The sequence below is a fragment of the Metapseudomonas cellulosilytica genome, assembly GCF_049334135.1.
Classification (GTDB): Bacteria; Pseudomonadota; Gammaproteobacteria; order Pseudomonadales; family Pseudomonadaceae; genus Metapseudomonas.
This window is the reverse complement of record NZ_JBHZGN010000005.1, coordinates 78,877-103,200: the sequence shown is the minus strand read 5'-3', so window position 1 is coordinate 103,200 and position 24,324 is coordinate 78,877. Positions and strand designations below refer to the sequence as shown.

At 65.5% G+C, this 24,324-nt stretch carries 15 protein-coding genes; 8 read left to right on the top strand and 7 right to left on the bottom strand.

What is annotated here, in order from left to right:
- Positions 1 to 134 precede the first annotated feature (134 nt).
- The 3 genes from ACFW0H_RS08130 to selO all read left to right on the top strand — a co-directional run bounded on the left by ACFW0H_RS08130 (position 135) and on the right by selO (position 6,888).
- The gene (locus ACFW0H_RS08130; RefSeq protein ID WP_422913389.1) at positions 135 to 1,877 is read left to right on the top strand and encodes a potassium/proton antiporter; all 1,743 of its coding nucleotides are present in this window, start codon (positions 135 to 137) and stop codon (positions 1,875 to 1,877) included.
- 164 nt (positions 1,878 to 2,041) lie between these two features.
- A complete protein-coding gene (mscK, locus tag ACFW0H_RS08125; protein ID WP_422913388.1) occupies positions 2,042 to 5,374 on the top strand; it encodes a mechanosensitive channel MscK in 3,333 nt (1,110 codons plus the stop codon).
- 53 nt (positions 5,375 to 5,427) lie between these two features.
- Positions 5,428 to 6,888 (top strand): protein adenylyltransferase SelO, encoded by a 1,461-nt coding sequence (gene selO, locus ACFW0H_RS08120; protein ID WP_422913387.1) that lies wholly within the window; start codon positions 5,428 to 5,430, stop codon positions 6,886 to 6,888.
- Between the two features lie 621 nt (positions 6,889 to 7,509).
- Here the strand turns inward: selO and ACFW0H_RS08115 are convergent.
- The gene (locus tag ACFW0H_RS08115) at positions 7,510 to 8,205 is read right to left on the bottom strand and encodes an aspartate/glutamate racemase family protein (RefSeq protein ID WP_422913386.1); all 696 of its coding nucleotides are present in this window, start codon (positions 8,203 to 8,205) and stop codon (positions 7,510 to 7,512) included.
- Between the two features lie 248 nt (positions 8,206 to 8,453).
- Here ACFW0H_RS08115 and ACFW0H_RS08110 point away from each other — a divergent pair, with 248 nt between their 5' ends.
- The 4 genes from ACFW0H_RS08110 (at position 8,454) to ACFW0H_RS08095 (ending at position 11,381) form a co-directional block, all read left to right on the top strand.
- On the top strand, positions 8,454 to 9,428 hold the full coding sequence (locus ACFW0H_RS08110) for a sulfite exporter TauE/SafE family protein (protein ID WP_422913385.1): 975 nt from the start codon (positions 8,454 to 8,456) through the stop codon (positions 9,426 to 9,428).
- Between the two features lie 70 nt (positions 9,429 to 9,498).
- A complete protein-coding gene (trxC, locus tag ACFW0H_RS08105) occupies positions 9,499 to 9,948 on the top strand; it encodes a thioredoxin TrxC (RefSeq protein WP_422913384.1) in 450 nt (149 codons plus the stop codon).
- A gap of 91 nt (positions 9,949 to 10,039) precedes the next feature.
- Positions 10,040 to 10,483, top strand: a complete 444-nt coding sequence (locus ACFW0H_RS08100) for a PaaI family thioesterase (RefSeq protein ID WP_422913383.1) — start codon at positions 10,040 to 10,042, stop codon at positions 10,481 to 10,483.
- A gap of 73 nt (positions 10,484 to 10,556) precedes the next feature.
- Entirely contained in the window at positions 10,557 to 11,381 is an 825-nt protein-coding gene (locus tag ACFW0H_RS08095) for a universal stress protein (RefSeq protein WP_422913382.1), read from the top strand.
- Between the two features lie 59 nt (positions 11,382 to 11,440).
- On the opposite strand, the gene ACFW0H_RS08090 is transcribed toward ACFW0H_RS08095, so the two are convergent.
- A complete protein-coding gene (locus ACFW0H_RS08090) occupies positions 11,441 to 12,208 on the bottom strand; it encodes a ParA family protein (RefSeq protein WP_422913381.1) in 768 nt (255 codons plus the stop codon).
- A 479-nt stretch (positions 12,209 to 12,687) separates the two neighbouring features.
- Between ACFW0H_RS08090 and gabP the strand changes: the two genes are divergently transcribed.
- On the top strand, positions 12,688 to 14,079 hold the full coding sequence (gabP, locus tag ACFW0H_RS08085; RefSeq protein ID WP_422913380.1) for a GABA permease: 1,392 nt from the start codon (positions 12,688 to 12,690) through the stop codon (positions 14,077 to 14,079).
- Positions 14,080 to 14,162: 83 nt separating this feature from the next.
- Here the strand turns inward: gabP and hemE are convergent, their stop codons facing one another.
- From hemE to aroB, 5 genes are all read right to left on the bottom strand, one after another.
- Positions 14,163 to 15,227, bottom strand: coding sequence for a uroporphyrinogen decarboxylase (gene hemE, locus ACFW0H_RS08080; RefSeq protein ID WP_422913379.1), 1,065 nt, complete (start codon positions 15,225 to 15,227; stop codon positions 14,163 to 14,165).
- A 134-nt stretch (positions 15,228 to 15,361) separates the two neighbouring features.
- Positions 15,362 to 16,780: an FAD-dependent oxidoreductase gene (locus tag ACFW0H_RS08075; RefSeq protein WP_422913378.1), complete on the bottom strand. Its 1,419-nt coding sequence runs from the start codon at positions 16,778 to 16,780 to the stop codon at positions 15,362 to 15,364.
- Between the two features lie 36 nt (positions 16,781 to 16,816).
- On the bottom strand, positions 16,817 to 21,262 hold the full coding sequence (gltB, locus tag ACFW0H_RS08070; RefSeq protein ID WP_422913377.1) for a glutamate synthase large subunit: 4,446 nt from the start codon (positions 21,260 to 21,262) through the stop codon (positions 16,817 to 16,819).
- A gap of 253 nt (positions 21,263 to 21,515) precedes the next feature.
- Entirely contained in the window at positions 21,516 to 23,183 is a 1,668-nt protein-coding gene (locus tag ACFW0H_RS08065; RefSeq protein WP_422913376.1) for an AAA family ATPase, read from the bottom strand.
- A gap of 9 nt (positions 23,184 to 23,192) precedes the next feature.
- Entirely contained in the window at positions 23,193 to 24,296 is a 1,104-nt protein-coding gene (gene aroB / locus ACFW0H_RS08060) for a 3-dehydroquinate synthase (protein WP_422913375.1), read from the bottom strand.
- Positions 24,297 to 24,324 lie beyond the last annotated feature (28 nt).

Genomic DNA, 24,324 nt, shown 5'->3' with positions numbered 1-24,324 from the left:
CCAATCGCCTTCCCTCCCCTGGCAAGAACCCTGCATGAAATCTTGCAGGGCCTCGCCATCGGCAGGTTAGAATTCCTCGGCATGCGCCCCCTGCATGCCGCAGTCCCTCCCCCCTGACATGCAAGGAGCCACCAGTGGATGCCACCACCGTCAATAGCCTGTTCCTGATCGGCGCGGTGCTGGTAGGCATGAGTATCCTGGTCAGCGCCTTCGGATCACGCTTCGGCGTCCCCATCCTCGTGGTATTCCTCGTGGTCGGCATGCTCGCCGGCAACGACGGCCCCGGCGGCATCGTCTTCAACAACTATTCCCAGGCCTACCTGGTGGGCAACCTGGCGCTGGCCATCATCCTCCTCGACGGCGGCCTGCGAACCCGCGCGGCCACCTTCCGCGTGGCCCTCTGGCCCTCGCTGTCCCTGGCCACCATCGGCGTACTGGTCACCGCGGGGCTGACCGGCGTCGCTGCGGCCTGGCTGTTCAATCTCAGCACCTTGGAAGGCCTGCTGATCGGCGCCATCGTCGGCTCCACCGACGCCGCCGCGGTATTCAGCCTGCTCGGCGGACGCGGGCTCAACGAACGGGTCAGCGCCACCCTGGAAATCGAGTCGGGCAGCAACGATCCGATGGCGGTGTTCCTCACGGTGACCCTGATCGAGATGCTCGCCACCGGCCAGAGCGGATTCAGCTGGAGCTTCGTCGTCCACATCATCCAGCAGTTCGGCGTGGGAACCGTGCTGGGCTTCGCCGGCGGCTGGCTGATGCTGCAACTGGTCAACCGCCTGACCCTGGCCAACGGCCTCTATCCTCTGCTGGTGGTGGCCGGCGGCCTGCTGGTGTTCGCCGTGACCAACGCCGTGCATGGCAGCGGCATCCTGGCCGTCTACCTGTTCGGCCTGTTCCTCGGCAACCGGCCGATCCGCTCGCGCCACGGCATCCTGCACATGCTCGACGGCCTCACCTGGCTGGCGCAGATCGGCATGTTCCTGGTCCTCGGCCTGCTGGTGACGCCCCACGAGCTGTTCCCGATCATCCTCCCGGCGCTCGGCCTGGCCCTGTGGATGATCGTCCTCGCCCGGCCGCTGTCGATCTTCCTCGGCCTGGCACCGTTCCGCGCCTTCCACGGCCGCGAGAAGGCCTTCATCGCCTGGGTCGGCCTGCGCGGCGCGGTGCCCATCATCCTTGCGGTGTTCCCGCTGATGGCCGGGCTGCCCAATGCCCAGCTGTTCTTCAATGTGGCGTTCTTCATCGTGCTGGTATCCCTGGTGCTGCAAGGCACCAGCCTGCCCTGGGCAGCCAAGCTGCTGCGGGTGACGGTACCGCCGGAGCCCGCCCCCATCTCCCGCGCCGGCCTGGAGGTGCACCCCACCAGCGAGTGGGAGCTGTTCGTCTACCGCCTGGGGGCCGAAAAATGGTGCATCGGCGCCGCCCTGCGAGAGCTGAAGATGCCCGAAGGCACCCGCATCGCGGCGCTGTTCCGCGGCAAGGAACTGCTGCACCCCTCGGGCAGCACCACCCTCGAGGCCGGCGACATTCTCTGCGTGGTCGGCCACGAACATGACCTGCCGGGACTCGGCAAGCTGTTCAGCCAGGCGCCGCAGCGTGGCCTGGACCTGCGCTTCTTCGGCGACTTCGTGCTGGAAGGGGATGCCCAGCTCGCGGCAGTGGCTTCGCTCTACGGCCTCAAGCTCGGCGAGCTGGACGGCCGGCAAGCCCTGGGCCGCTTCATCGCCCATGAAATCGGCGGCGAGCCGGTGGTGGGCGACCAGGTGGAGTGGAACGGCCTGACCTGGACCGTTGCTCTGATGGAGGGGAACAAGGTACGCAAGGTGGGCGTCAAATTCCCCGAAGGTCAGAGCCGTCCGGGCTTGTTCCTCTAAGGAACCCGTCTAGGACGGCCTTCCCTAACCATCAGGCCGCCGCCATGGAAACCGCGGGTTCGCCCATGCGCGAACCGAAATCACAACCGCTCGTGCCGGGCAGCCCCGCAACGGCCGCCCTGGCATATCATTAGCCGCATTTGAACCCGAGCTGCCCGATCGCGATGACTGCTTCCTTGCGCACCCTTTTCGCCGCTGCCCTGCTGGGCCTCTGCCTGTCCCCGGCCTACTTGCAGGCTGCCCCCACCCCCGGCGTCGTCGCACCCAAGCCGGCCGCCGCGCCGGCCGACGCCAAGCCCGCCGAAGGCGAAGCTGCGGCCAAGCCCTCGGTCGAGGAGCAGACCAAGGCCTTCCTCGCCAGCCAGGAAGAGAGCCAGCAGGCCCTCGTCTCCCTCAAACGGCAGCTGAACGACGCCCCCAAGCTGGTCGGCGAGGCCCAGCGCGAACTGACGCGCCTCAAGGGCAGCCAGCCGGTATCGGCCAAGGAGCGCCATGGCAAGACCGAACTGCCCCAGCTGGAGCAACTGCTGGAGCAGCGCAGCAATGAACTGGCCAACCTGCAGAAGTCCCTGGCGGACGCCAACAGCCTGATCATCACCTCGCAGACCCGCCCGGAGCGGGCCCAGGCCGAGATCAGCAGCAACCAGACCCGCACCCAGCAGATCAACAGCATCCTCAAGACCGGCAAGGACGCGGGCAAGGCTATCGGTGAAGACCAGCGCGCCCTGCTCGGGGCCGAGCAGGCCGCCCTCGCCGCCCAGACCGAGCTGCGCCGCGAGGAACTGGCCGGCAACAGCCTGCTGCAGGACCTGGGCAACGCCCGCCGCGACTTGCTGGTGGAGCGTATCCGCCGCCTGGAGCAGGAAACCCTGGACCTGCAGTCGCTGATCAACGAGATGCGTCGGGAAAGTTCGGAGCAAACCGTGGCCGAACTCTCCCGCGAGGCCGACAAGGGCACGCCGGACAGCCTGGTGGCGAAGGAGAGCGCCACCAACCTGAAGATGTCCGACTACCTGCTGCGCGCTACCGACCGCCTCAACGAGCTGACCCGGCAGAATCTGCAGACCCGCCAGCAGTTGGACAATCTCAGCCAGGCCGATCAGGCCCTGGAAGAACAGATCAGCGTGCTCAAGGGCAGCCTGCTGCTGGCCAAGATCCTCTACCAGCAGAAACAGGCCCTGCCCCAACTGGACCTGGACAAGAACCTGGCCGACGAAATTGCCGATATCCGCCTCTACCAGTTCGAACTCAACCAGCAGCGCGACCAGCTGAGCAATCCCCAGGGCTACGTCGACAGCCTGCTGGCCCTGCAACCGCCGACTCAGGTGACGCCGGAACTGCGTACCACCCTGATGGACCTGATCAGCACCCGTGCTGAACTGCTGGATCGCCTGAGCCGTGAGCTGAACACCCTGCTCAACGAATCCATCACCCTGCAGCTCAACCAGAAGCAGCTGCAGGAAACCTCCCATGCCCTGCGCAACACCCTCGACGAGCAGATGTTCTGGATTCCCAGCAACAAGCCGCTGGACCTCAACTGGCTGAAGAGCGCACCGCACCTGCTGGAGCGCCAGTTGCTGGAAATGCCCTGGGGCGCAGGTGTGCGCGAGCTGGGCGAAGGTCTGCTGGACCGCCCCTGGCTGTTCCTCCCGCTGCTGCTGGTGATCGGCGCCCTCCTCTGGAAACGCCGCTACCTCTACGCCAAGCTCAACGATATCAACCTGGACGTCGGCCACTTCAAGCGCGACAGCCAGCTGCACACCCCGCTGGCGCTGTTGCTCACCGTGCTGCTGGCCCTGCCGGTAAGCCTGTTCCTCGCCCTCGGCGGCTTTGCCCTGCAGATCGACGCCCGTGGCCAGAACGCCACCCTGGGTGCCGCGCTGATGGAAATGGCGCAGGCGTGGATGGTGTTCTACACCCTCTACCGCGTACTCGCCCCCGGCGGCATCGCCGAGCTGCATTTCCACTGGGACCGCCCGCAAGTGGCCTTCCTGCGCAGCCAGGTCCGCCGCCTCGGCGGCGTCGTCATGGCCCTGGTGGCCATTGTCACAGTGGCCGAGCACCAGCCGGCGGCGCTCGCCGACGACGTCATCGGCGTGATCGTGGTCCTCAGCTGCTACGTCCTGATGACCCTGGTACTGAGCAACCTCCTGCTGGCCGAACCGATGCGCGAGCAGACCTCGCCCTTCCGCCTGCTCATCGGCGTCGCCTTCACCCTGCTGCCGCTGGCCTTTATCGTCGCCGTGGGCTTCGGTTACTACTACACCTCGCTCAAGCTCACCGACCGCCTGATCACCACCCTCTACCTGCTGATCCTGTTGCTGCTGGTCGAGGCCGCGTTCGTCCGCGGCCTGGGCGTGGCCGCACGGCGCCTGGCCTACCACCGCGTGCTCGCCAAGCGCCAGGCGCAGACCAAGGAGAACGCCGAAGGCGAGGAAGTGGCGGTGGAAGAGCCGACCCTGGACATCGAACAGGTCAACCAGCAATCCCTGCGCCTGATCCGCCTGGCGCTGCTGGGCGTCTTCACCGCCTGCCTGTACCTGGTCTGGGCGGACCTGATCAGCGTCTTCGCCTACCTCGACCAGGTCACCCTCTACCAGTACGCCAGCGGTACCGGCGATGCCGCCGCCCAGGTGCCCATCAGCCTCCTGGACGTGCTCGGCGCGCTGATCATCGCCGGCATCACCACCGCGCTCGCGCGTAACCTCCCGGGTCTGCTGGAGGTGCTGGTGCTGTCGCGGCTGAAACTGGCCCAGGGTAGCGCCTACGCCACCACCACGCTGCTCTCCTACGCCATCGCCGGCCTCGGTTTCGTCACCGCGCTGTCCACCCTTGGCGTCAGCTGGGACAAGCTGCAATGGCTGGTGGCGGCGCTGTCCGTCGGTATCGGTTTCGGCATGCAGGCGATCTTCGCCAACTTCATCTCCGGCCTGATCCTGCTGTTCGAGCGCCCCGTGCGCATCGGCGACCTGGTGACCATCGGCACGGTAACCGGCACGGTGAACCGGATCCGCATCCGCGCCACGCACATCACGGACAGCGACCGCAAGGAAGTGATAGTGCCGAACCAGACCTTCCTCACCAGCCAGTTGATCAACTGGACCCTGACCGACACCGTCACCCGCATCGTGCTGACCTACAACGTCAACCGCGGTGCCGACCTGGAGCAGGTGCGCAAGCTGCTGCTGCAGGCCACCCAGGAAAACACCCGCGTGCTGCGCGACCCGCCGCCGACGGTTCAGCTGAAAACCTACGGCGCCAGCACCCTGGAACACGAGCTCAAGGTCTACGTGCGCGAGCTGGGCGATCGCGGCCTGGCGACCGACGAGCTGAACCGGCGCATCGACCAATTGTTCCAGGAGCACGAGATCAACATCTCCAGCGTGCCGAAGATGGACGTCACCCTCAGCCGCAAGGTCGAGCCGCACCTCGAAGCCGCGGCCGAAGCCGACACACCGCCGGTCAAGGACAAGGCGCCCGCGCCGGAAGTCAGATGAGCCGAACCGTCCCTGCACTTCCAGCGCCATCGGTAGCGTGACAAGCTGAGCCCATGAAGACACTCGACCAATTGCAGTTCGACAATCGCTTCGCCCGCCTGGGCGACGCCTTCTCCACCGAGGTGCTGCCGGAGCCCATCGCCGAACCGCGCCTGGTGGTGGCCAGCCCGGCCGCCATGGCCCTGCTCGACCTCGACCCGGCCGAGGCCGAGACCCAGCTCTTCGCCGAGGTGTTCTCCGGGCACAAGCTCTGGGCCGAGGCCGAACCCCGGGCGATGGTCTATTCCGGGCATCAGTTCGGCGTCTACAACCCGCGCCTGGGCGACGGCCGCGGGCTGCTGCTGGGCGAGGTGCTCAACGACGCCGGCGAACACTGGGACCTGCACCTCAAGGGCGCGGGACAAACCCCCTACTCGCGCATGGGCGATGGCCGCGCGGTATTGCGCAGCTCGATCCGCGAATTCCTCGCCAGCGAGCACCTGCAGGCCCTGGGCATCCCCACCAGCCGTGCGCTCTGCGTGACCGGTTCGTCGACGCCCGTCTATCGGGAAACCCGCGAATCGGGCGCCATGCTCCTGCGCCTGTCTCCCAGCCACGTGCGCTTCGGCCACTTCGAGTATTTCTATTACACGCGTCAGCACGAGCAGCTCGAAGCCCTGGGCCGGCATGTCTTCGAGTGCCATTTCCCGCAGTGCCTGGAGCAGGAGAACCCCTGGGCCGCCTTCTTCCGCGAGGTGCTGGAGCGCAATGCCGAGCTGATCGCCCTCTGGCAGGCCTACGGGTTCTGCCATGGGGTGATGAACACCGACAACATGTCCATCCTCGGCATCACCTTCGACTACGGCCCCTATGCCTTCCTCGACGACTTCGACGCCAACCACATCTGCAATCATTCAGACGACAGCGGCCGCTACAGCTTCAGCAACCAGGTGCCCATCGCCCACTGGAACCTCGCGGCCCTGGCCCAGGCGCTGACGCCATTCGTCGAAGTGGAACAATTGCGGGAAACCCTCAATCTCTTCCTGCCGCTCTACCAGGCCCATTACCTGGACCTGATGCGCCGCCGCCTGGGCTTCACCTCGGCCGCCGAGTCGGACGAGGCCCTGGTGCAGCGCCTGCTGCAGCTGATGCAGGGCAGCGCCGTGGACTACAGCCAGTTCTTCCGCCGCCTGGGCGAAGAGTCACCCGAGCAGGCGCTGCACAAGTTGCGGGAAGACTTCGTCGACCTGGCCGGCTTCGACGCCTGGGGTGCCGACTACCAGGCCCGCGCCGCCATCGACGGCAGCGACCAGGAAGCGCGCCGTACACGGATGCACGCGGTGAACCCCAAGTACATCCTGCGCAACTACCTGGCCCAGCGCGCCATCGAGGCGGCCCAGCAGGGCGACTACGCCGAAGTGCGCCAACTGCATGCCGTGCTGTCCCGCCCCTTCGATGAGCAACCGGGCATGGAGCGCTTCGCAGAACGCCCGCCGGAATGGGGCAAGCACCTGGAGATCAGCTGTTCGTCCTGATCGACAGCGCTATTGCCTGTAGGGGCGAATTCATTCGCCAAGGGCCGCGGAGCGGCCCCGGGGGATTCCTCAGGGCAGACCTTTGGCCTGCTGTGCGAATGAATTGGCTATGTCTGCGTTAGCTGTTGCAGAGCTGAATGGTACCTGCTGGCACGGGGCTTTCAGACATTCGCGCTAGCCTGACACATCCCTCACCCCCGGCCCCTCTCCCAAAGGGAGAGGGGTGACTCGCGCCTGACCGCACGCGGCAAACCTGATGCCTGATCAGAGCTTGAACTTGCGCAGAAGCGGTGGGGCAGCGACTCCGCCCCGTCAGGAGGCCGAGCGGAGTCGTTGCGCAGGGGGACGAGCGGCATGGATGCCGCGAGAGGCGTGCGGGGCCCCCGGAGCAACGATGGAGCGAGGGAAACGCAGTAACAGCCGAAGGCTGGTCACCCCGGCGAAGCCGGGGCCGGATGCAGGGGCAAGCCTTTTGCTTCCTTTGGGTGGTGCGGCATTCCGACGACTGCCAAAGAGAGTCGCCCGGGAGGGCGAAACAGGGACTCGCAACCCACTCGATAATCAGCTTGGCTCAGAACGTTCTAGCAACAGCTAACGCAGACATAACCAATAAATTCGCCCCTACACCCCCAGCATCCACTCCAACCCCATCGCCACATGCCGCTCGGTGCTGTCCACCAGCGGCAACGGCGAGTCGCAGCCATCCAGCAGCAGACCGATCTCGGTGCAGCCGAGGATGGCAGCCTGGCTACCCTGGGCTTTCAGCAGCGCCAGCTGGTCGAGGTAGAAGCTCCGGGCGCCGGGCAGGAAGCGGCCAAGACAGAGTTCCTGGAAGATCACCCGGTCGATCTCCGCCATGGCTTCGGCCGCGGGCAACAGCACCTGGATGCCGTAACGCTGCTCCAGGCGCTCGCGATAGAAGGCCTCCTGCATGGTGAAGCGGGTGCCGAGCAGCGCCACGCGCTCGATACCCCGCTCCTGCAGCGCCCGGCCAACGGCATCGCCTATATGCAGAAGCGGGATATCCACAGCCTCCTCGATGGCTGCCGCCACCTTGTGCATGGTGTTGGTGGCCAGCAGCAGGGCCGTCGCACCAGCGCCCTCCAGGCCACGCGCGGCCTCCGCCAGCACCTGGCCGGCGGAGGCCCACTCGCCGGCCTTCTGCTGCGCGGCAATCTGCGCGAAGTCCACCGAATGCAGCAACAGCGGTGCCGAGTGCAACCCACCCAGGCGTTCGCGCACGCCCCGGTTGAGCAATTGGTAATAGGTGACGGTGGATTCCCAGCTCATCCCGCCCAATACGCCCAGCGTCTTCATCGTCGCCACCTCTTACCTGGAAAGCCTCCAGCCTAGCCCGAGCCGGCCGCGGGTCGGGAATACAGTTGTCCTGCAACCAAGGCGTACAGACGCCGAAGCCGATTCCCACTGTCATACGCCGGCAAACAGCACCAAATGGAATATAAACCTACGGAAATCTTCTTAGACTCTCTAAGCAAAGCACATTATCTTCGGCCCCCTGCTTATTCCAGCCTGTTCTACCACCCACTGTCAGGCGCTGTGCCCGCATGAAGATTCGCAATCTCGACCTTAGCCAGAGTTCGCTCAATACCGAACACGAAGCGCTGAGGATCCCGCCAGTCGAAGATTTCGTCTCGCATCCGGACGACCACCCCGTCCTGCGAGCGGCCATGTGGGTTGCGGTTGCGATTCTGGTCGGCCTGCTGGGCTTCCTCGCCTGGCGCCTGTTCTATGACAACGGCGGCGGCAGCGGACTCGAAATCATCGAAAACGCCCTGACCAGCAGGGGCTTCTGGAGCGCCGTGGCGGTGGGCTTCTTCGCCCAGGTCATCGACGGCGCCCTGGGCATGGCCTATGGCATCACGGCCACCACCTTCCTCCTCAGCGCCGGCGCCACGCCTGCCGCGGCCAGTGCCAGCGTGCACATCGCCGAAGTCTTCACCACCGGCCTGTCGGGCATTTCCCATGTGAAGCTGGGCAACGTCAACAAGTCGCTGTTCCTGCGCCTGCTGCTGCCGGGCATCATCGGCGCCGTCCTCGGCGCGGTGCTGGTCACCCAGTTCGATGGGGCAGCGCTCAAGCCGTTCATCTCCGCCTACCTGCTGCTGATGGGCCTGTACATCCTGAGCAAGGCCTACCGTCACGTGATCAAGCGCCGCGCGCCCAACCACGTCGCCAAGCTGGCCCTGTTCGGCGGTTTCGTCGATGCCGCCGGCGGTGGCGGCTGGGGCCCGGTGGTCACCAGCAGCCTGATCGGCTCGGGCAGCGACCCGCGCACCACCATCGGCTCGGTGAATTTCGCCGAGTTCTTCCTGACCATTTCCAGCGCCACCTCCTTCATTCTCCTGGCCGGCCAGCCGGATACCTGGAAAATGGTCGCTGGCCTGGTCTTCGGCGGCCTGTTCGCCGCGCCCTTCGCCGCCCTGCTGTGCAAGAAGCTGTCGCCGCGCACCCTGCTGGTCATCGTCGGCACCCTGATCACCCTGATCAGCACCTACAACATCTACATCAGCCTGCGCTGAGCGTCCCTCGCGGGTTGATATCGGCCCGGTGCGACTCCAGATAGGCGGTATCCGCCACTGGAGCCTCACCATGACCGACCCGCTGATGATTCCCTGCGCCCACTGTGCCGGGTTGAACCGCATCCCCGCTGCCCGCCTGGGCGACTCGCCACGTTGTGGCCACTGCAAGGCTGCCGTGCTGCCTGCCGCCCCCTTCGATCTCGACGAAGCCAGCTTCGCCAAGCAATTGCGCGGCGACCTGCCGCTGCTGGTGGACGTCTGGGCCGACTGGTGCGGCCCCTGCAAGTCCTTCGCCCCCACCTACCAGCAGGCCGCCAGCCAGCTCCAGGGCCGCTGCCGCCTCGGCAAGCTGGACAGCGAGGCCAACCGTCAATTGGCCGGCCAACTGGGCATCCGCTCCATCCCCACGCTGATCCTGTTCAAGGAGGGTCGGGAAGTCGCCCGTCAGAGCGGCGCGCTACCGCTTGCGCAATTGCTGACCTGGCTCGAAAGCCACGGATTGCTCCCCCCTGGGTCCTGAGCGTTTCGGTCAGCGCCGCTGGCCGTCGCGGTCATTGCCGCCCGCGCCAGCCCCGCTAGGCTCTGGCCATTCCCCCGCGCCGGAGCCTGCCATGTCCATGCCCATCGAGCTGGTCCGCCAGCTGACCGAGGAACAGATCGCCTTCGTCAAACGCAGCGGCCTCAGGGCCGAGATCCTGGAACCCGGCCATGTGCGGCTGCGCATGCCCATGGAAGGCAACCAGAACCATATCGGCACCCTCTACGCCGGGGCCCTGTTCACCCTCGCCGAGATGCCCGGCGGCGCGCTGTTCCTCACCAGCTTCGACGCCCGGCGCTTTTACCCCGTGATCAAGGAAATGAACCTGCGCTTCCGCCGGCCGGCCAAAGGCGACATCACGGTGGATGCCCATCTGGACCAGAGCGAGCTCGCGCGCATCCGGCGGGAGGCCGAGACCTGCGGCAAGTCCGACTACCTGCTGGAACTGCAATTGCTCGACGCCGACGGCGAAGTGGTGGCCGAAAGCCGCGGGCTCTACCAACTGCGGGCACATTGAGCGGCCTTGTCCTGGATCAAGCCGTCGCGTGGCGAATAGCCGCAGAGTAAGGGCCTCAGAGGAGGCCCACACCATGTTCGGACATATCCTGGTCGCCCATGACCTCAGCCGCGAGGCGGATCTCGCCCTGCAGCGTGCCAGCCAACTCGCTCGCCAGCACGGCGCGCGGATATCCCTGCTGCATGTGCTCGAAGACCACCTGCCCAATACCGTCCAGGGCAACCTGCGCGACGCCGCCCAGCAGCACTTCGCCGAACGCCTGGGGCAACTGGGCGTGGAAGGGTGCCAGGTGCTGCTGCGCAAGGGCCGCCCGGCCCAGCAGATTCTCGAAGAAATGAACGACAGCCAGGCCGACCTGCTGGTGATCGGCCGGCACCACCACAACGCGCCGGAGCTGTTCATCGGCACCACTCTGGAGCGCGTTGCACGTCAGCTGGACGCGGCCCTGCTGCTGGTGGCGGATGAACAGGCGGCGCAGCCCTACCAGAAGGCCGCCGTGGCACTGGATTTCTCCCTCTGCGCCTGCGACGCGCTACGCAAGGCCTGCACCCTGCTGCCCCACGATGCCCGTTTGGTTGCGTTGAACGTGATGGAACTGGGTAGCCGGCTGCTGTCGAAAAACGGCAACTCGACCGACTTCCTGGCTACCCAGAAAGAGCTATTGGCCAAACTGCTGGAAGACGAGCTGGCGAACCTCGCCGGCCAGGCACCCGCGGTTGAACTGGAGGTGGTGCGTGGCGCCCTGCCAAGGTCCCTGGACGAAGCCATCGCGGCACAACAACCGCAGCTGCTGGCCCTCGGCAGCCATGGCCGCAGCCTGATTTCCCAGGCCCTGCTGGGCAGCCTGGCACTGCGCTACCTGCAGAACCCGCCCTGCGACCTGCTGCTGGTGAAATAGGCTGGAAGCTAGTGTGCGGGCGCGCCGACAGCTCTTGCTTCCAGCTTCGCTCTTGCCGCTCAGGCTTCTTCGAGCAGATCGTGCAGCTCGACGAACTGCTGGGTCAGCTTGTGGCTGCGATCCAGATAGATCAGCGGTTTGCAGGCCTGGTGCGACTCGCGCATCTTCACCGACATCATCAGGTTCACCGGCAGCACCGGCAGACCTTCTTCCAGCAACTCATCCAGCAGTAACTGGGGCAGCGAGGCGCGCGGCTGGAACTGGTTGACCACGATACCCTCCACTTCCAGGTCTTCGTTGTGGTCCTCCTTCAGCTCCTCGATTTCCGCCAGCAGGCCATACAGGGCATTGCGGGAAAAACTGTCGCAGTCGAAGGGGATCAGGCAGCGATCAGCCGCGATCAGAGCGGAAACCGTATAGAAATTCAGGGCCGGCGGCGTATCCAGGTAGATCCGCTCGTAGTCCTCGCTCAGCTCATCCAGCAATTTGCGCAGCTTGTTGATCTTGTGCTTGGCCTCCAGCTTGGGCTGCAGGTCGGCCAGCTCCGCCGTGGCGGTCACCACATGCAGGTTGTCGTACGGCGTTTCGTAGATATCCACCTTGCCCTTGCGAAAGGCGGTCGCCGAGAGGGTCTGCTTGAAGAAATCGGCGATGCCCATGGGGATGTCGTCGCCAGTCAGGCCCGTGAGGTAATGGGTGGAGTTGGCCTGGGCATCGAGGTCGATCAGCAGGGTGCGGTACCCCTGCGATGCGCTCACCGCCGCCAGGTTGCAGGCAATGCTGGATTTGCCCACACCGCCCTTCTGATTGAAAACCACGCGCCGCATGAACCGCCCTCCTGGTGCCATTGGGTACGCCTGGATTCTATGCGCAGGACATGCCAACCGCGAGCGATACCGATGACCTGGGTTCTCGCTGTGGAAACTTTGTCGTCCGGTCATAGGCAGCGGCTGACGGCGGAGCATCGGCCGCACCACATCTGTCACGGGCAGAAGTGTTACCGAAACCGATCAAACCTCCGATATCAAATGGAAATGAGTATTTTCCACACATAATCTCTAGCCCTTGTCTGATGGCGACACATGCAGGTCGCCAGCTGACAAAAACCTATCGATCACCAGCACCACACTGACGGGGTCCGTAGCGTTTCTCCCCAGCACAGTGACCACTACGACTAAAGTCGTAACAAACTGTGGCGCGGGTTTTGCGTTAAAAATCCGCAACAAGACGTTGAATTCTCCAAACAGCTTCGGCTCCGCAGGACGCACCCCCTCTCTCATCCGCTGTAATTCGCTGTAGGTAATGCATGAGTAGTACTCCTTCCGGGCTCGCTCAGGGCCTGAAAAACCGCCACGTCACCATGCTCTCGATCGCCGGCGCCATTGGTGCGGGCCTGTTCGTCGGCTCAGGCCACGCCATCGCCGAAGCCGGCCCAGGCGTGCTGGTTTCCTATCTGGTCGCTGGCCTGCTGGTGGTCCTGGTCATGCGCATGCTGGCCGAAATGGCCGTGGCGCAACCCGATAGCGGCTCCTTCTCCACCTATGCCGACCGTGCCATCGGCCACTGGGCCGGCTTCACCATCGGCTGGCTGTATTGGTGGTTCTGGGTCCTGGTGATCCCGCTGGAGGCCAACGCGGCCGCGGCCATCATCCACGCCTGGTTCCCCGACGCCCCGATCTGGATCCTGGCCTTCGTCATCACCGCGGCCCTGACCGTGACCAACCTGTTCAGCGTGAAGAACTACGGCGAGTTCGAGTTCTGGCTCGCGCTGATCAAGGTAGGTTCGATCATCGCCTTCCTGGTGCTCGGTTGCGCCGCCATATTCGGCGTCTCCCTGAACCCCGAAGCCGGCGGTGTCAGCCACCTGTACGCCGAGGACGGCTTCATTCCGAAAGGCTGGGGCGCCGTGCTCGCTGCCCTGCTGACCACCATGTTCTCCTTCATGGGCTCGGAAATCGTCACCATCGCCGCCACCGAATCCAAGGACCCGGCCCAGCAGATCACCCGCGCCACCAACTCGGTGATCTGGCGCATCGCGCTGTTCTACCTGCTGTCGATCCTGATCGTGGTCTGCCTGGTACCGTGGAACGATCCGCGCCTGGTAAGCATGGGCTCCTACCAGACCGTGCTGGAGCACCTGCACATCCCCTACGCCAAGCTGATCGTCGACATCATCGTCCTGGTCTCGGTTACCAGCTGCCTGAACTCGGCGCTCTATACCGCCTCGCGCATGATGTATTCGCTGAGCAAGCGTGGTGACGCCCCGCGCATCGCCCAGGTGACCAGCGCCAGCCGCACCCCGATCTACGCCGTGCTGCTGTCCACCGCCATGGCCTTCCTGTGCACCTTCGCCAACTACCTGGCCCCGGCCGAAGTGTTCAACTTCCTGCTGGCAAGCTCAGGCGCCATTGCCCTGCTGGTGTACCTGGTGATCGCCATTTCCCAACTGCGCATGCGCAAGAAGCTGCTCGCCCAGGGCCATCAGCTGACCCTGAAGATGTGGCTGTTCCCCTGGCTGACCTGGGCGGTGATCCTGTTCATCGCCGCGACCCTGGTGATCATGCTGGTTCGTCCGGACCACCGCATGGAGGTGGTCGCCACCGCCCTGCTGACCATCGTGGTCGTCTGCTCCGGCCTGCTGATCTCCCAGCGCCGCAAGGCCCAGCGTGCCGTCGGCTACGCCGCCGATGCAGCCTGAGCCCCGGCCCTGAAATGAAAAAGCCCCGCCATTGGCGGGGCTTTTTCGTTGGGCTACGCGAACGGGTCCGTCGCGGATATCCCTCAGTGGTACTGTGCCGACAATTCGTGCACCGCCTCGAAGAAGGCGCCGGCGTGGGCCGGGTCGACCTCCGGGGTGATGCCGTGGCCAAGATTGAACACCTGGCCCGAGCCCTGGCCGTAGGCCGCGAGGATACGACCGACCTCGGCGCGGATGGCCGCCGGGTTGGCGTAGAGCACCGACGGGTCCATGTTGCCCTGCAGGGCGACCTTGTCACCGACGCGGGCGCGGGCACTGCCGATGTCACAGGTCCAGTCCAGGCCCAGCGCCTCGGCGCCGGTTTCGGCCATGGACTCCAGCCAGAGACCACCGCCCTTGGTGAACAGGATCACCGGCACGCGGCGGCCGTCGTGTTCGCGGATCAGGCCGTCGACGATCTTCTTCATGTAGGCCAGCGAGAATTCCTGGTAGGCCGCCGCGGATAGCGCACCACCCCAGGAATCGAAGATCTGCACCGCCTGGGCGCCAGCCCTGATCTGGCCGTTGAGGTAGGCGGTGACCGCCTGGGCCAGCTTGTCCAGCAGGGCATGCATGGCCTGGGGGTTGTCGTAGAGCATCGCCTTGGACTTGCGGAAGTCGCGGCTGGAGCCGCCCTCGACCATGTAGGTGGCCAGGGTCCAGGGGCTGCCGGAGAAGCCGATCAGCGGCACGCGGCCGTTCAGCTCGCGGCGGATGGTGCGCACGGCGTCCATCACGTAGCCCAGGTCCTTGTCCGCATCGGGGATCGGCAGGGCGTCGATATCGGCCTGGCTGCTGACCACTTTCCTGAAGCGCGGGCCTTCGCCGGCCTCGAAGAACAGGCCCTGGCCCATGGCATCGGGGATGGTGAGGATGTCGGAGAAGAGGATGGCCGCGTCCAGTTGCGGGTAGCGATCCAGCGGCTGCAGGGTGACTTCGCAGGCCAACTGGGGGTTCATGCACAGGCTCATGAAGTCGCCGGCCTTGGCGCGGGTAGCGCGGTACTCCGGCAGGTAGCGACCGGCCTGGCGCATCATCCAGACAGGGGTGACGTCGACTGGCTGCTTCAGCAGCGCGCGGAGGAAGCGGTCGTTCTTCAGAGCGGTCATGGCAGGATTCCAGCAAAAAAGTGAGGGCATTTTCGCAGAGCCCAATGCAAAAGGCACGGCGGGTGCCGTGCCTTTTGTTCATCGCGACGAAATGCCGCGACGCGCCGGCGATGTGGCCGGCGCAGGTGCGCCGATCAGACGCCCAGGTAGTCCAGGATGCCTTCGGCGGCGGTACGGCCTTCGAAGATCGCCGTTACCACCAGGTCGGAACCCCGGACCATGTCGCCACCGGCGAACACTTTCGGGTTGCTGGTCTGGTGCTTGAACTGCGACTGGGCGGGCGCCACCACGCGACCCTGGTTATCGATGCTGATGTCGAACTGCTCGAACCAGGGGGCCGGGCTCGGACGGAAGCCGAAGGCGATCAGCACGGCTTCCGCCGGGATGATTTCCTCGGAGCCCGGGATCGGCTCGGGGCTGCGACGGCCACGGGCGTCCGGCTCGCCGAGACGGGTCTCGACCACCTTCACGCCTTCCACCTTGTCCTCGCCGACGATGGCGATGGGCTGGCGGTTGAAGAGGAACTTCACGCCCTCTTCCTTGGCGTTCTTCACCTCTTTGCGCGAACCCGGCATGTTCTCTTCGTCACGGCGGTAGGCACAGGTCACGGCCTTGGCGCCCTGGCGAATCGAGGTGCGGTTGCAGTCCATGGCGGTGTCGCCACCACCCAGCACCACTACGCGCTTGCCCTTCATGTCGACAAAGTCCTCGGCGGACTTCTCGAAGCCGAGGTTGCGATTGACGTTGGCGATCAGGAAGTCCAGCGCGTCATGCACGCCCGGCAGGTCCTCGCCCGGGAAACCGCCCTTCATGTAGGTGTAGGTGCCCATGCCCATGAAGACTGCATCGAATTCCTCGAGCAGCTGGTCCATGGTCACGTCCTTGCCCACTTCGGTGTTCAGGCGGAACTCGATGCCCATGCCGGTGAAGACTTCGCGGCGACGGCTCAGTACGTGTTTTTCGAGCTTGAACTCGGGGATGCCGAAGGTCAGCAGGCCGCCGATTTCCGGGTTCTTGTCGAACACCACCGGGGTCACGCCATTGCGCACCAGCACATCGGCACAGCCCAGGCCCGCCGGACCTGCACCGATCACGGCGACGCGCTTGCCGGTGGGCTTGACCTTGGACATGTCCGGGCGCCAGCCCATGGCGAAGGCGGTGTCGGTGATGTACTTCTCCACCGAGCCGATGGTCACCGCGCCGAAGCCGTCGTTCAGGGTGCAGGCGCCTTCGCAGAGGCGGTCCTGCGGGCACACCCGGCCGCAGACTTCCGGCAGGGTGTTGGTCTGGTGCGACAGTTCGGCGGCGGCCAGGATGTTGCCTTCCGAGACCAGCTTCAGCCAGTTCGGAATGAAGTTGTGCACCGGGCACTTCCACTCGCAATAGGGGTTGCCGCAGCCGAGGCAGCGGTGAGCCTGGTCAGCCGCTTGTTGCGGCTTGAACAGGTCATGGATCTCGACGAATTCCTTCTTGCGCTGGCGCAGCAGTTTCTTCTTCGGATCCTTGCGCCCGACCTCGATGAACTGGAAGTCGTTGTTCAGACGTTCAGTCATTAAAAAAACCTCATCAAACCACTTCAGGCGCTGTTGTCATTGCGGGTTGGCACGGGTGCTGGAGAGCAGCGAGGCGAGGCTCGCGGCCTTCGGCTTGACCAGCCAGAACTTGCGCAGGTAATCGTCCAGGTTTTCCAGCAGGTGAGCACCCCAGTCGCTGGAAGTCTCCTTGACGTACTCCACCAGCACGCCGTGCAGGTGGCTGCGGTAGGCCTCCATGGCCTCGTTGCTGATGCGCTGGATTTCCACCAGTTCGTGGTTGACCCGGTCAACGAAGCTGTTGTCCTGGTCGAGCACGTAGGCGAAGCCGCCGGTCATGCCCGAGCCGAAGTTATAGCCGGTCTTGCCAAGCACGCACACGAAACCGCCGGTCATGTATTCGCAGCAGTGATCGCCAGTGCCTTCCACCACGGCGTGGGCGCCGGAGTTACGCACCGCGAAGCGCTCGCCCGCGGTACCTGCGGCGAACAGCTTGCCGCCGGTGGCGCCGTACAGGCAGGTGTTGCCGACGATGGCCGACTCCTGGCTCTTGAACGGGCTGCCCTTGGGCGGGGTGATCACCAGCTTGCCGCCGGTCATGCCCTTGCCCACGTAGTCGTTGGCGTCGCCTTCCAGGTACAGGTGCAGGCCACCGGCGTTCCACACGCCGAAGCTCTGGCCGGCGGTGCCGCGGAAGCGGAAGGTAACCGGTTTGTCCTTCATGCCCTGGTTGCCGTGACGGCGGGCGATCTCACCGGAAACCCGCGCGCCGATGGAGCGGTCGCAGTTGCCGATCTCGAGGTCGTAGCAGCCGCCGGTCTTGTTTTCCACCGCTGCCTTGGCGATGTCCCACATCTTCTCGGCCAGGAGGCCCGGATCGAAGGGCGGGTTCTTCTCGACTTCGCAGAACTGCGGCTTGTCGGCCGGGATCAGGTCGCTGCCCAGCAGCGGGGTCAGGTCCAGGTTGGCCTGCTTGGCGGTGTCGCCCGGCAGGATTTCCAGCAGATCGGTACGGCCGATCAGCTCGCCCAGGCTGCGCACGCCGACCCTGGCCAGCCATTCGCGGGTTTCCTCGGCGATGTAGGTGAAGAAGTTCATCACCATTTCGACGGTGCCGATGAAGTGGTCCTTGCGCAGCTTGTCGTTCTGGGTGGCGACGCCGGTGGCGCAGTTGTTCAGGTGGCAGATGCGCAGGTACTTGCAGCCCAGGGCGATCATGGGCGCGGTGCCGAAGCCGAAGCTCTCGGCGCCGAGGATGGCCGCCTTGATCACGTCGAGACCGGTCTTCAGGCCGCCGTCGGTCTGCACCCGCACCTTGCCGCGCAGGTCGTTGCCGCGCAGGGTCTGGTGCGCCTCGGAGAGGCCCAGTTCCCACGGGCTGCCGGCGTACTTGATGGACGTCAGCGGGGACGCCCCGGTGCCGCCGTCATAGCCGGAGATGGTGATCAGGTCGGCGTAGGCCTTGGCCACGCCAGCGGCGATGGTACCGACGCCCGGCTCGGCCACCAGCTTCACCGAGACCAGGGCCTGCGGGTTGACCTGCTTGAGGTCGTAGATCAGCTGGGCCAGGTCTTCGATGGAGTAGATGTCATGGTGCGGCGGCGGCGAGATCAGGGTCACGCCGGGTACCGCGTAGCGCAGGCGGGCGATCAGACCGTTGACCTTGCCGCCAGGCAGTTGGCCGCCTTCGCCGGGCTTGGCGCCCTGGGCCACCTTGATCTGCAGCACTTCGGCGTTGACCAGGTATTCCGGGGTGACGCCGAAGCGGCCGGTGGCCACCTGCTTGATCTTGGAGCTGCGCACGGTGCCGTAGCGGGCCGGGTCTTCACCGCCCTCGCCGGAGTTGGAGCGCGCACCCAGGCGGTTCATCGCTTCGGCGATGGCCTCGTGGGCCTCGGGCGACAGGGCGCCCAGGGAGATGCCTGCGGAGTCGAAGCGCTTGAGGATGTCCTGGACCGGCTCGATCTCGTCCAGGGACAGCGACTGGCCGGATTCCTTGACCTTCAGCAGGTCGCGGATCATGGAGACCGGGCGCTGGTCCACCAGGGCGCTGTATTCCTTGTACTTCTCGTAGCTGCCCTGCTGCACGGCGACTTGCAGGGTGCTCACGACATCCGGGTTGTAGGCGTGGTACTCACCGCCGTAGACGAACTTCAGCAGGCCGCCCTGTTGGATCGGCTTGCGGTTGTTCCAGGCCTCGAAGGCCAGCAGCTTCTGCTCGGACTCGATGTCGACGAAGCGCGCGCCCTGGATACGACTGGCGACGCCACGGAAGCTGAGGTCCACCACCTCGCCGGACAGACCCACGGCTTCGAACAGCTGGGCGCCGCGGTAGGAGGCGATGGTGGAGATCCCCATCTTCGAGAGGATCTTCAAGAGGCCCTTGGAGATGCCCTTGCGGTAGTGCTTGAAGACTTCGTAGAGGTCACCCAGCACTTCGCCGGTACGGATCAGGTCGGCCAGCACTTCGTAGGCGAGGAAGGGGTACACGGCGGAGGCGCCGAAGCCCACCAGCACGGCGAAATGGTGCGGGTCGCGGGCGGTGGCGGTTTCCACCAGGATGTTGCAGTCGCAACGCAGGCCCTGCTCCACCAGGCGGTGGTGCACGGCGCCGACGGCCAGGGAGGCGTGGGCCGGCAGCTTGCCCGGGGCGATGTGGCGGTCGGTCAGCACCAACAGGGACTTCCCGGCGCGCACGGCTTCCTCGGCCTGGTCGGCGAAGTTGCGCACAGCCGCTTCGAGGCCGAGGCTCTCGTCGTAGTTCAGATCGATGATGTGCCGCTCGAAGCCCGGGCGGTCCAGGCTCATCAGCGCACGCCACTTGGCCGGGGAGATCACCGGGCTGCTGAGGATCACGCGGGTGGCGTGCTCGGGCGACTCGGCGAAGATGTTGCGCTCGGCGCCCAGGCAGATTTCCAGGGACATCACGATGGCTTCGCGCAGCGGGTCGATCGGCGGGTTGGTCACCTGCGCGAACTGCTGGCGGAAGTAGTCGAACGGTGAGCGAATGCGCTGGGACAGCACGGCCATGGGGGTGTCGTCACCCATGGAGCCGACCGCTTCCTGGCCCTGTTCGGCCAGCGGGCGCAGGACCTGGTCACGCTCCTCGAAGGTGACCTGGAACATCTTCATGTACTGCTTGAGCTGGTCGCTGTCGTAGCTGGCCACGCCGTGGTCGTCGTCCAGCTTGGCCTGGATGCGCACGGCGCTCTGGCGCAGCCACTGCTTGTAGGGGTGACGCGACTTCAGGCGGTTGTCGATGTCCGCCGTATTGAGGACCTGGCCAGTCTCGGTGTCCACCGCGAGGATCTGGCCCGGGCCGACGCGGCCCTTGGCGATCACGTCCTCGGGCTTGTAGCCCCACACGCCGATTTCCGAGGCGAGGGTGATGTAGCCGTTCCTGGTGGTGACCCAGCGGGCCGGGCGCAGGCCGTTACGGTCGAGCAGGCAGGCGGCATAGCGACCGTCGGTCAGCACGACGCCGGCAGGGCCGTCCCAGGGCTCCATGTGCATGGAGTTGTATTCGTAGAAGGCGCGCAGGTCGGCATCCATGGTTTCCATGTTCTGCCAGGCCGGCGGGATGATCATGCGCACGCCGCGGAACAGATCGATGCCGCCGGTGACCATCAGCTCCAGCATGTTGTCCATGCTCGAGGAGTCGGAACCCACGCGGTTGACCAGCGGGCCCAGCTCGTCGATGTCGGGCAGCTGCTCGTTGGCGAACTTGGTGCGACGGGCCACCGCCCAGTTGCGGTTGCCGGTGATGGTATTGATCTCGCCGTTGTGGGCGAGGAAGCGGAACGGCTGCGCCAGCGGCCACTTCGGCAGGGTGTTGGTGGAGAAGCGCTGGTGGAACACGCAGATGGCGGTCTGCAGGCGTTCGTCACCCAGGTCCGGGTAGAACTGCTGCAGGTCGGCCGGCATCATCAGGCCTTTGTAGATGATGGTCTTGTTGGAGAAGCTGCAGATGTAATGGTCGGCATCCGCGGCGTTGGCCACGGAGGAGCGGCGACGGGCACTGAACAGCTTGACCGCCATTTCCTGGTCGCCAAGGCCTTCACCGCCGATGAACACCTGCTCGATCTGCGGCAGTCGCTCCAGGGCCAGGCGGCCGAGGACGCTGGTGTCCACCGGGACCTTGCGCCAGCCGATCAGTTGCAGGCCGGCAGCGAGGATCTCGCGATTCATGTTCTCGCGAGCCGCTTCGGCGCGAACCGGGTCCTGGTTGAAGAAGACCATGCCGACGGCGTACTGGGCAGGCAGCTCGACCGCGAAGGTCTCCTTGGCCACGGCACGCAGGAAAAGGTCAGGCTTCTGGATCAACAGACCACAACCGTCACCGGTCTTGCCGTCGGCGTTGATGCCGCCGCGGTGGGTCATGCAGGTCAGGGCTTCGATGGCGGTCTTCAAGAGATGGTGGCTCGCCTCGCCCTGCATATGGGCGATCAAGCCGAAACCGCAGTTATCCTTGAACTCATCAGGATGGTACAGACCTGCTTTCATAGGGGAACTCTCACCAGGGTTGCCTTAAGAAAAAGGCAGAATTGCTTTGTAATTCAACTCCTTACCATACGCGCCGGACTTGTCGCCAGCTTTTGCGTAGGGCAAAGGGAGGTCATTGTACATAGCCCTTTGGTCGACCACAAATTTTAGTGGCCAACTAGTGAAAGTCGATGTCGCAAAAATGAATGATTGAACCAGGAGGTCGTGCTAGCGACCACCTGGTCAGAAGGCGGGGGATCAGGCTCGCGAAGAACTAGCGAGCCATCTCCTGCTGGATGCTGGCGAAAGTCTTGGGCCAGGGTTTACCAGCCTGGACCTTGGCCGGCAAGGTCTTGACCGCAGCCAGGGCGGCCTCCCGGCTGGCGAAGTTACCGTAGGTCACCACGAAGAGCGCCTTGCCCTGGTGCTGCTTCTTGAAGTAGCGGTACTGGCCGCCGTTCTGCTGCACGAAGGCCTTGGCGCTGTTCTCCGAACTGGTCCCCAGGACCTGCAGGGCGAAGTGGCCGGCGGATTGAGTGCGGTACCAGCCGTTACCGGCGGAGCCGCCAGCAGCAGGCGCCGATGCCTGTACGGGCTTGGCCACCGGCTTGGCGACCGGCGCAGGCGCAGGCTTGGCCGCGGCCTGGGTCGGCGCGGGGGCCGGTTTGACGGCGGGGGCCGGAGCGGGAGCAGGTGCCGCCGGCTTCGGTGCCGCGACCGGCGCCGTCGCAGCGGCAGGGGCTGCCGCAATGGGCTGCACCGGCTGCGGCAGCGGCTTCGCCGAGGCGATCGGCTCAACGGGCGCGGTGGGCGCAGGGCCAGCCGGGACGCCCTGGGGCGGCGCGATGCTGGTAACGGTGGGCGGCACGCTTGCCGCGCCCTCGGGCGCGGGCCCATCTTCCGCCTCGCCCTGGCCCGCGGCCTGGGCCAAGGGTTCACGGATCACCGGCTGGGCCTCGCCGACCAGCGGCAGGGGCAGCGGCTGCGAGGAGCCAGCGAATTCGACGGCAGGCGAGCCAGGATCCCCTTGGGCCTCAGCCTGGCCCGCCGGAGCCTCGGCCGTAGCCGGGGTGCTTTCAGCGCTCCCTTCGTTGCGCCCCTGCATCATCCAGGCTGCGATCACGCCAACACCGACCACTGCGAGGGCCAGCAGGTGCTTCTTCGGCAGGCTGAAGCCGGGGCTGGCCTTACGAACGGCACCACGCTGGGCGAGCATGGCTTCGATCAGCAAGTCGCGCGCCACCTGATTGATCGAACCCGGCCAACCGCCGGATTGCAGGTGGATTTCGTCTACCTGACCATCACTGAGCAATTCGATCCCACGACCGGCACCCTCGAGGCGCTGGGCGAGGTACTCGCGGGTCTCTTCCGGGCTGTAAGGCTGCAGCTCGATGACATGGAAACGCTCTTCACCCTCGACCAGCGCATCGAGGCGGGCCAGCAGGGCGTCCTCGCCAAACAGGAAAACGTGGGGACGCGCTTCGACATTGCCTTCGGCCAGGGCCAGCAGATGCTCGAGCGATGCATCATCCAGCTCCTCCGCATCATCCACCAGCAGGTAGACCTCCTGGCCCGTCAGGGCCAGCTGGCCGATCTGGGCGAGGATGGAGCGCGGGTCGGCCTGGGCGACGCTCAGTCCTTGGGCGATCTGGCGCAGGAGGCCGCCGGCCTCCACCGAACTGCGCGCCGAAACCACCAGACTCTGCACCGCCTGCTTGTTGGTGCTGGCCACCAGTGCCTGGCGCAGCAAGGTCTTGCCACTGCCATGGCGGCCGCTCACCACCAGCATCAGCTGGCTGTAGCGCGCCAGGTGGTGCAGTTGGCCGAGCACCGGCTTGCGTTGGGCGGGAAAGAACTTGAACCCGGGCACGCGGGCCGCGAATGGGTCGTGAGTGAACTGGTAGTGGCCGAGATAGGCCTCGTCGGCGTGCAGGCTGCTCATGGGAATCCTTTACTCTCCAAGCGGGTCGGCCAGGGTGCGGTAGTCGGCGGCCAGGGTGGCCTCCAGCACATCGCGCGGGTAATCGGCGGTCACGACGGCTTCCCCGATCCGGCGCAGCAGCACCAGACGCAATTGGCCATCGAGCACTTTCTTGTCTACGGCCATGTGCTGGAGGAAATGTTCCGGCGTCATGTCCGCCGGCGGGACAACCGGCAAGCCGGCGCTGCGCAGCAGGTGGATCGCCGCGTCGCGCTCGTCGGTGGAAATCCAGCCAAGCCGGCTGGACATCTCCAGGGCCATGACGGTGCCCGCCGACACCGCCTCGCCATGCAGCCAGGCACCATAACCCTGCTGGGTCTCGATGGCATGGCCGAAGGTGTGGCCCAGGTTGAGGATGGCGCGCAGCCCGGACTCACGCTCGTCCACCCCGACCACTCGCGCCTTGGCGGCACAGGAGCGCTCGATGGCTTCGGTCAGCGCGCCGGCGTCGAGGCCGCGCAGGGCCGGCATCTTCTCGACCAGCCAGGGCAGGAAGGGTTCGTCGCAGATCAGGCCGTACTTGATCACCTCGGCCAGGCCGGCGGACAGCTCACGCTCCGGCAAGGTGCGCAGGCTGTCGGTATCGATGATCACTGCCTTGGGCTGGTAGAAGGCGCCCACCATGTTCTTGCCCAGGGGATGATTGATCCCGGTCTTGCCGCCGACCGAGGAGTCGACCTGGGACAGCAGGGTGGTGGGCACCTGGATGAAGTCCACCCCACGCTGGTAGCAGGCCGCGGCGAAGCCGGCCATGTCGCCGATCACGCCGCCACCCAGGGCGATGACGGTGGTCCGGCGGTCGTGGCGGGCGCCCAGCAAGGCGTCGAAGATCAGCTGCAGGGTTTCCCAGTTCTTGTGGGCTTCGCCATCCGGCAGCACCACGGGAAGCACGGAGTAGCCCTGGAGGGTACGGGTCAGCTGCTCGAGGTAGAGGGGCGCCACGGTCTCGTTGGTGACGATGGCCACCTGCCGACCGGCGATGTGCGGCTTGAAGAGTTCGGGCTGCGACAGCAGACCCGAGCCAATATGGATGGGATAGCTACGCTCGCCAAGATCGACCTGAAGTGTCCGCATGGGGCCCCCGACATAAAAAGGGCTAAAG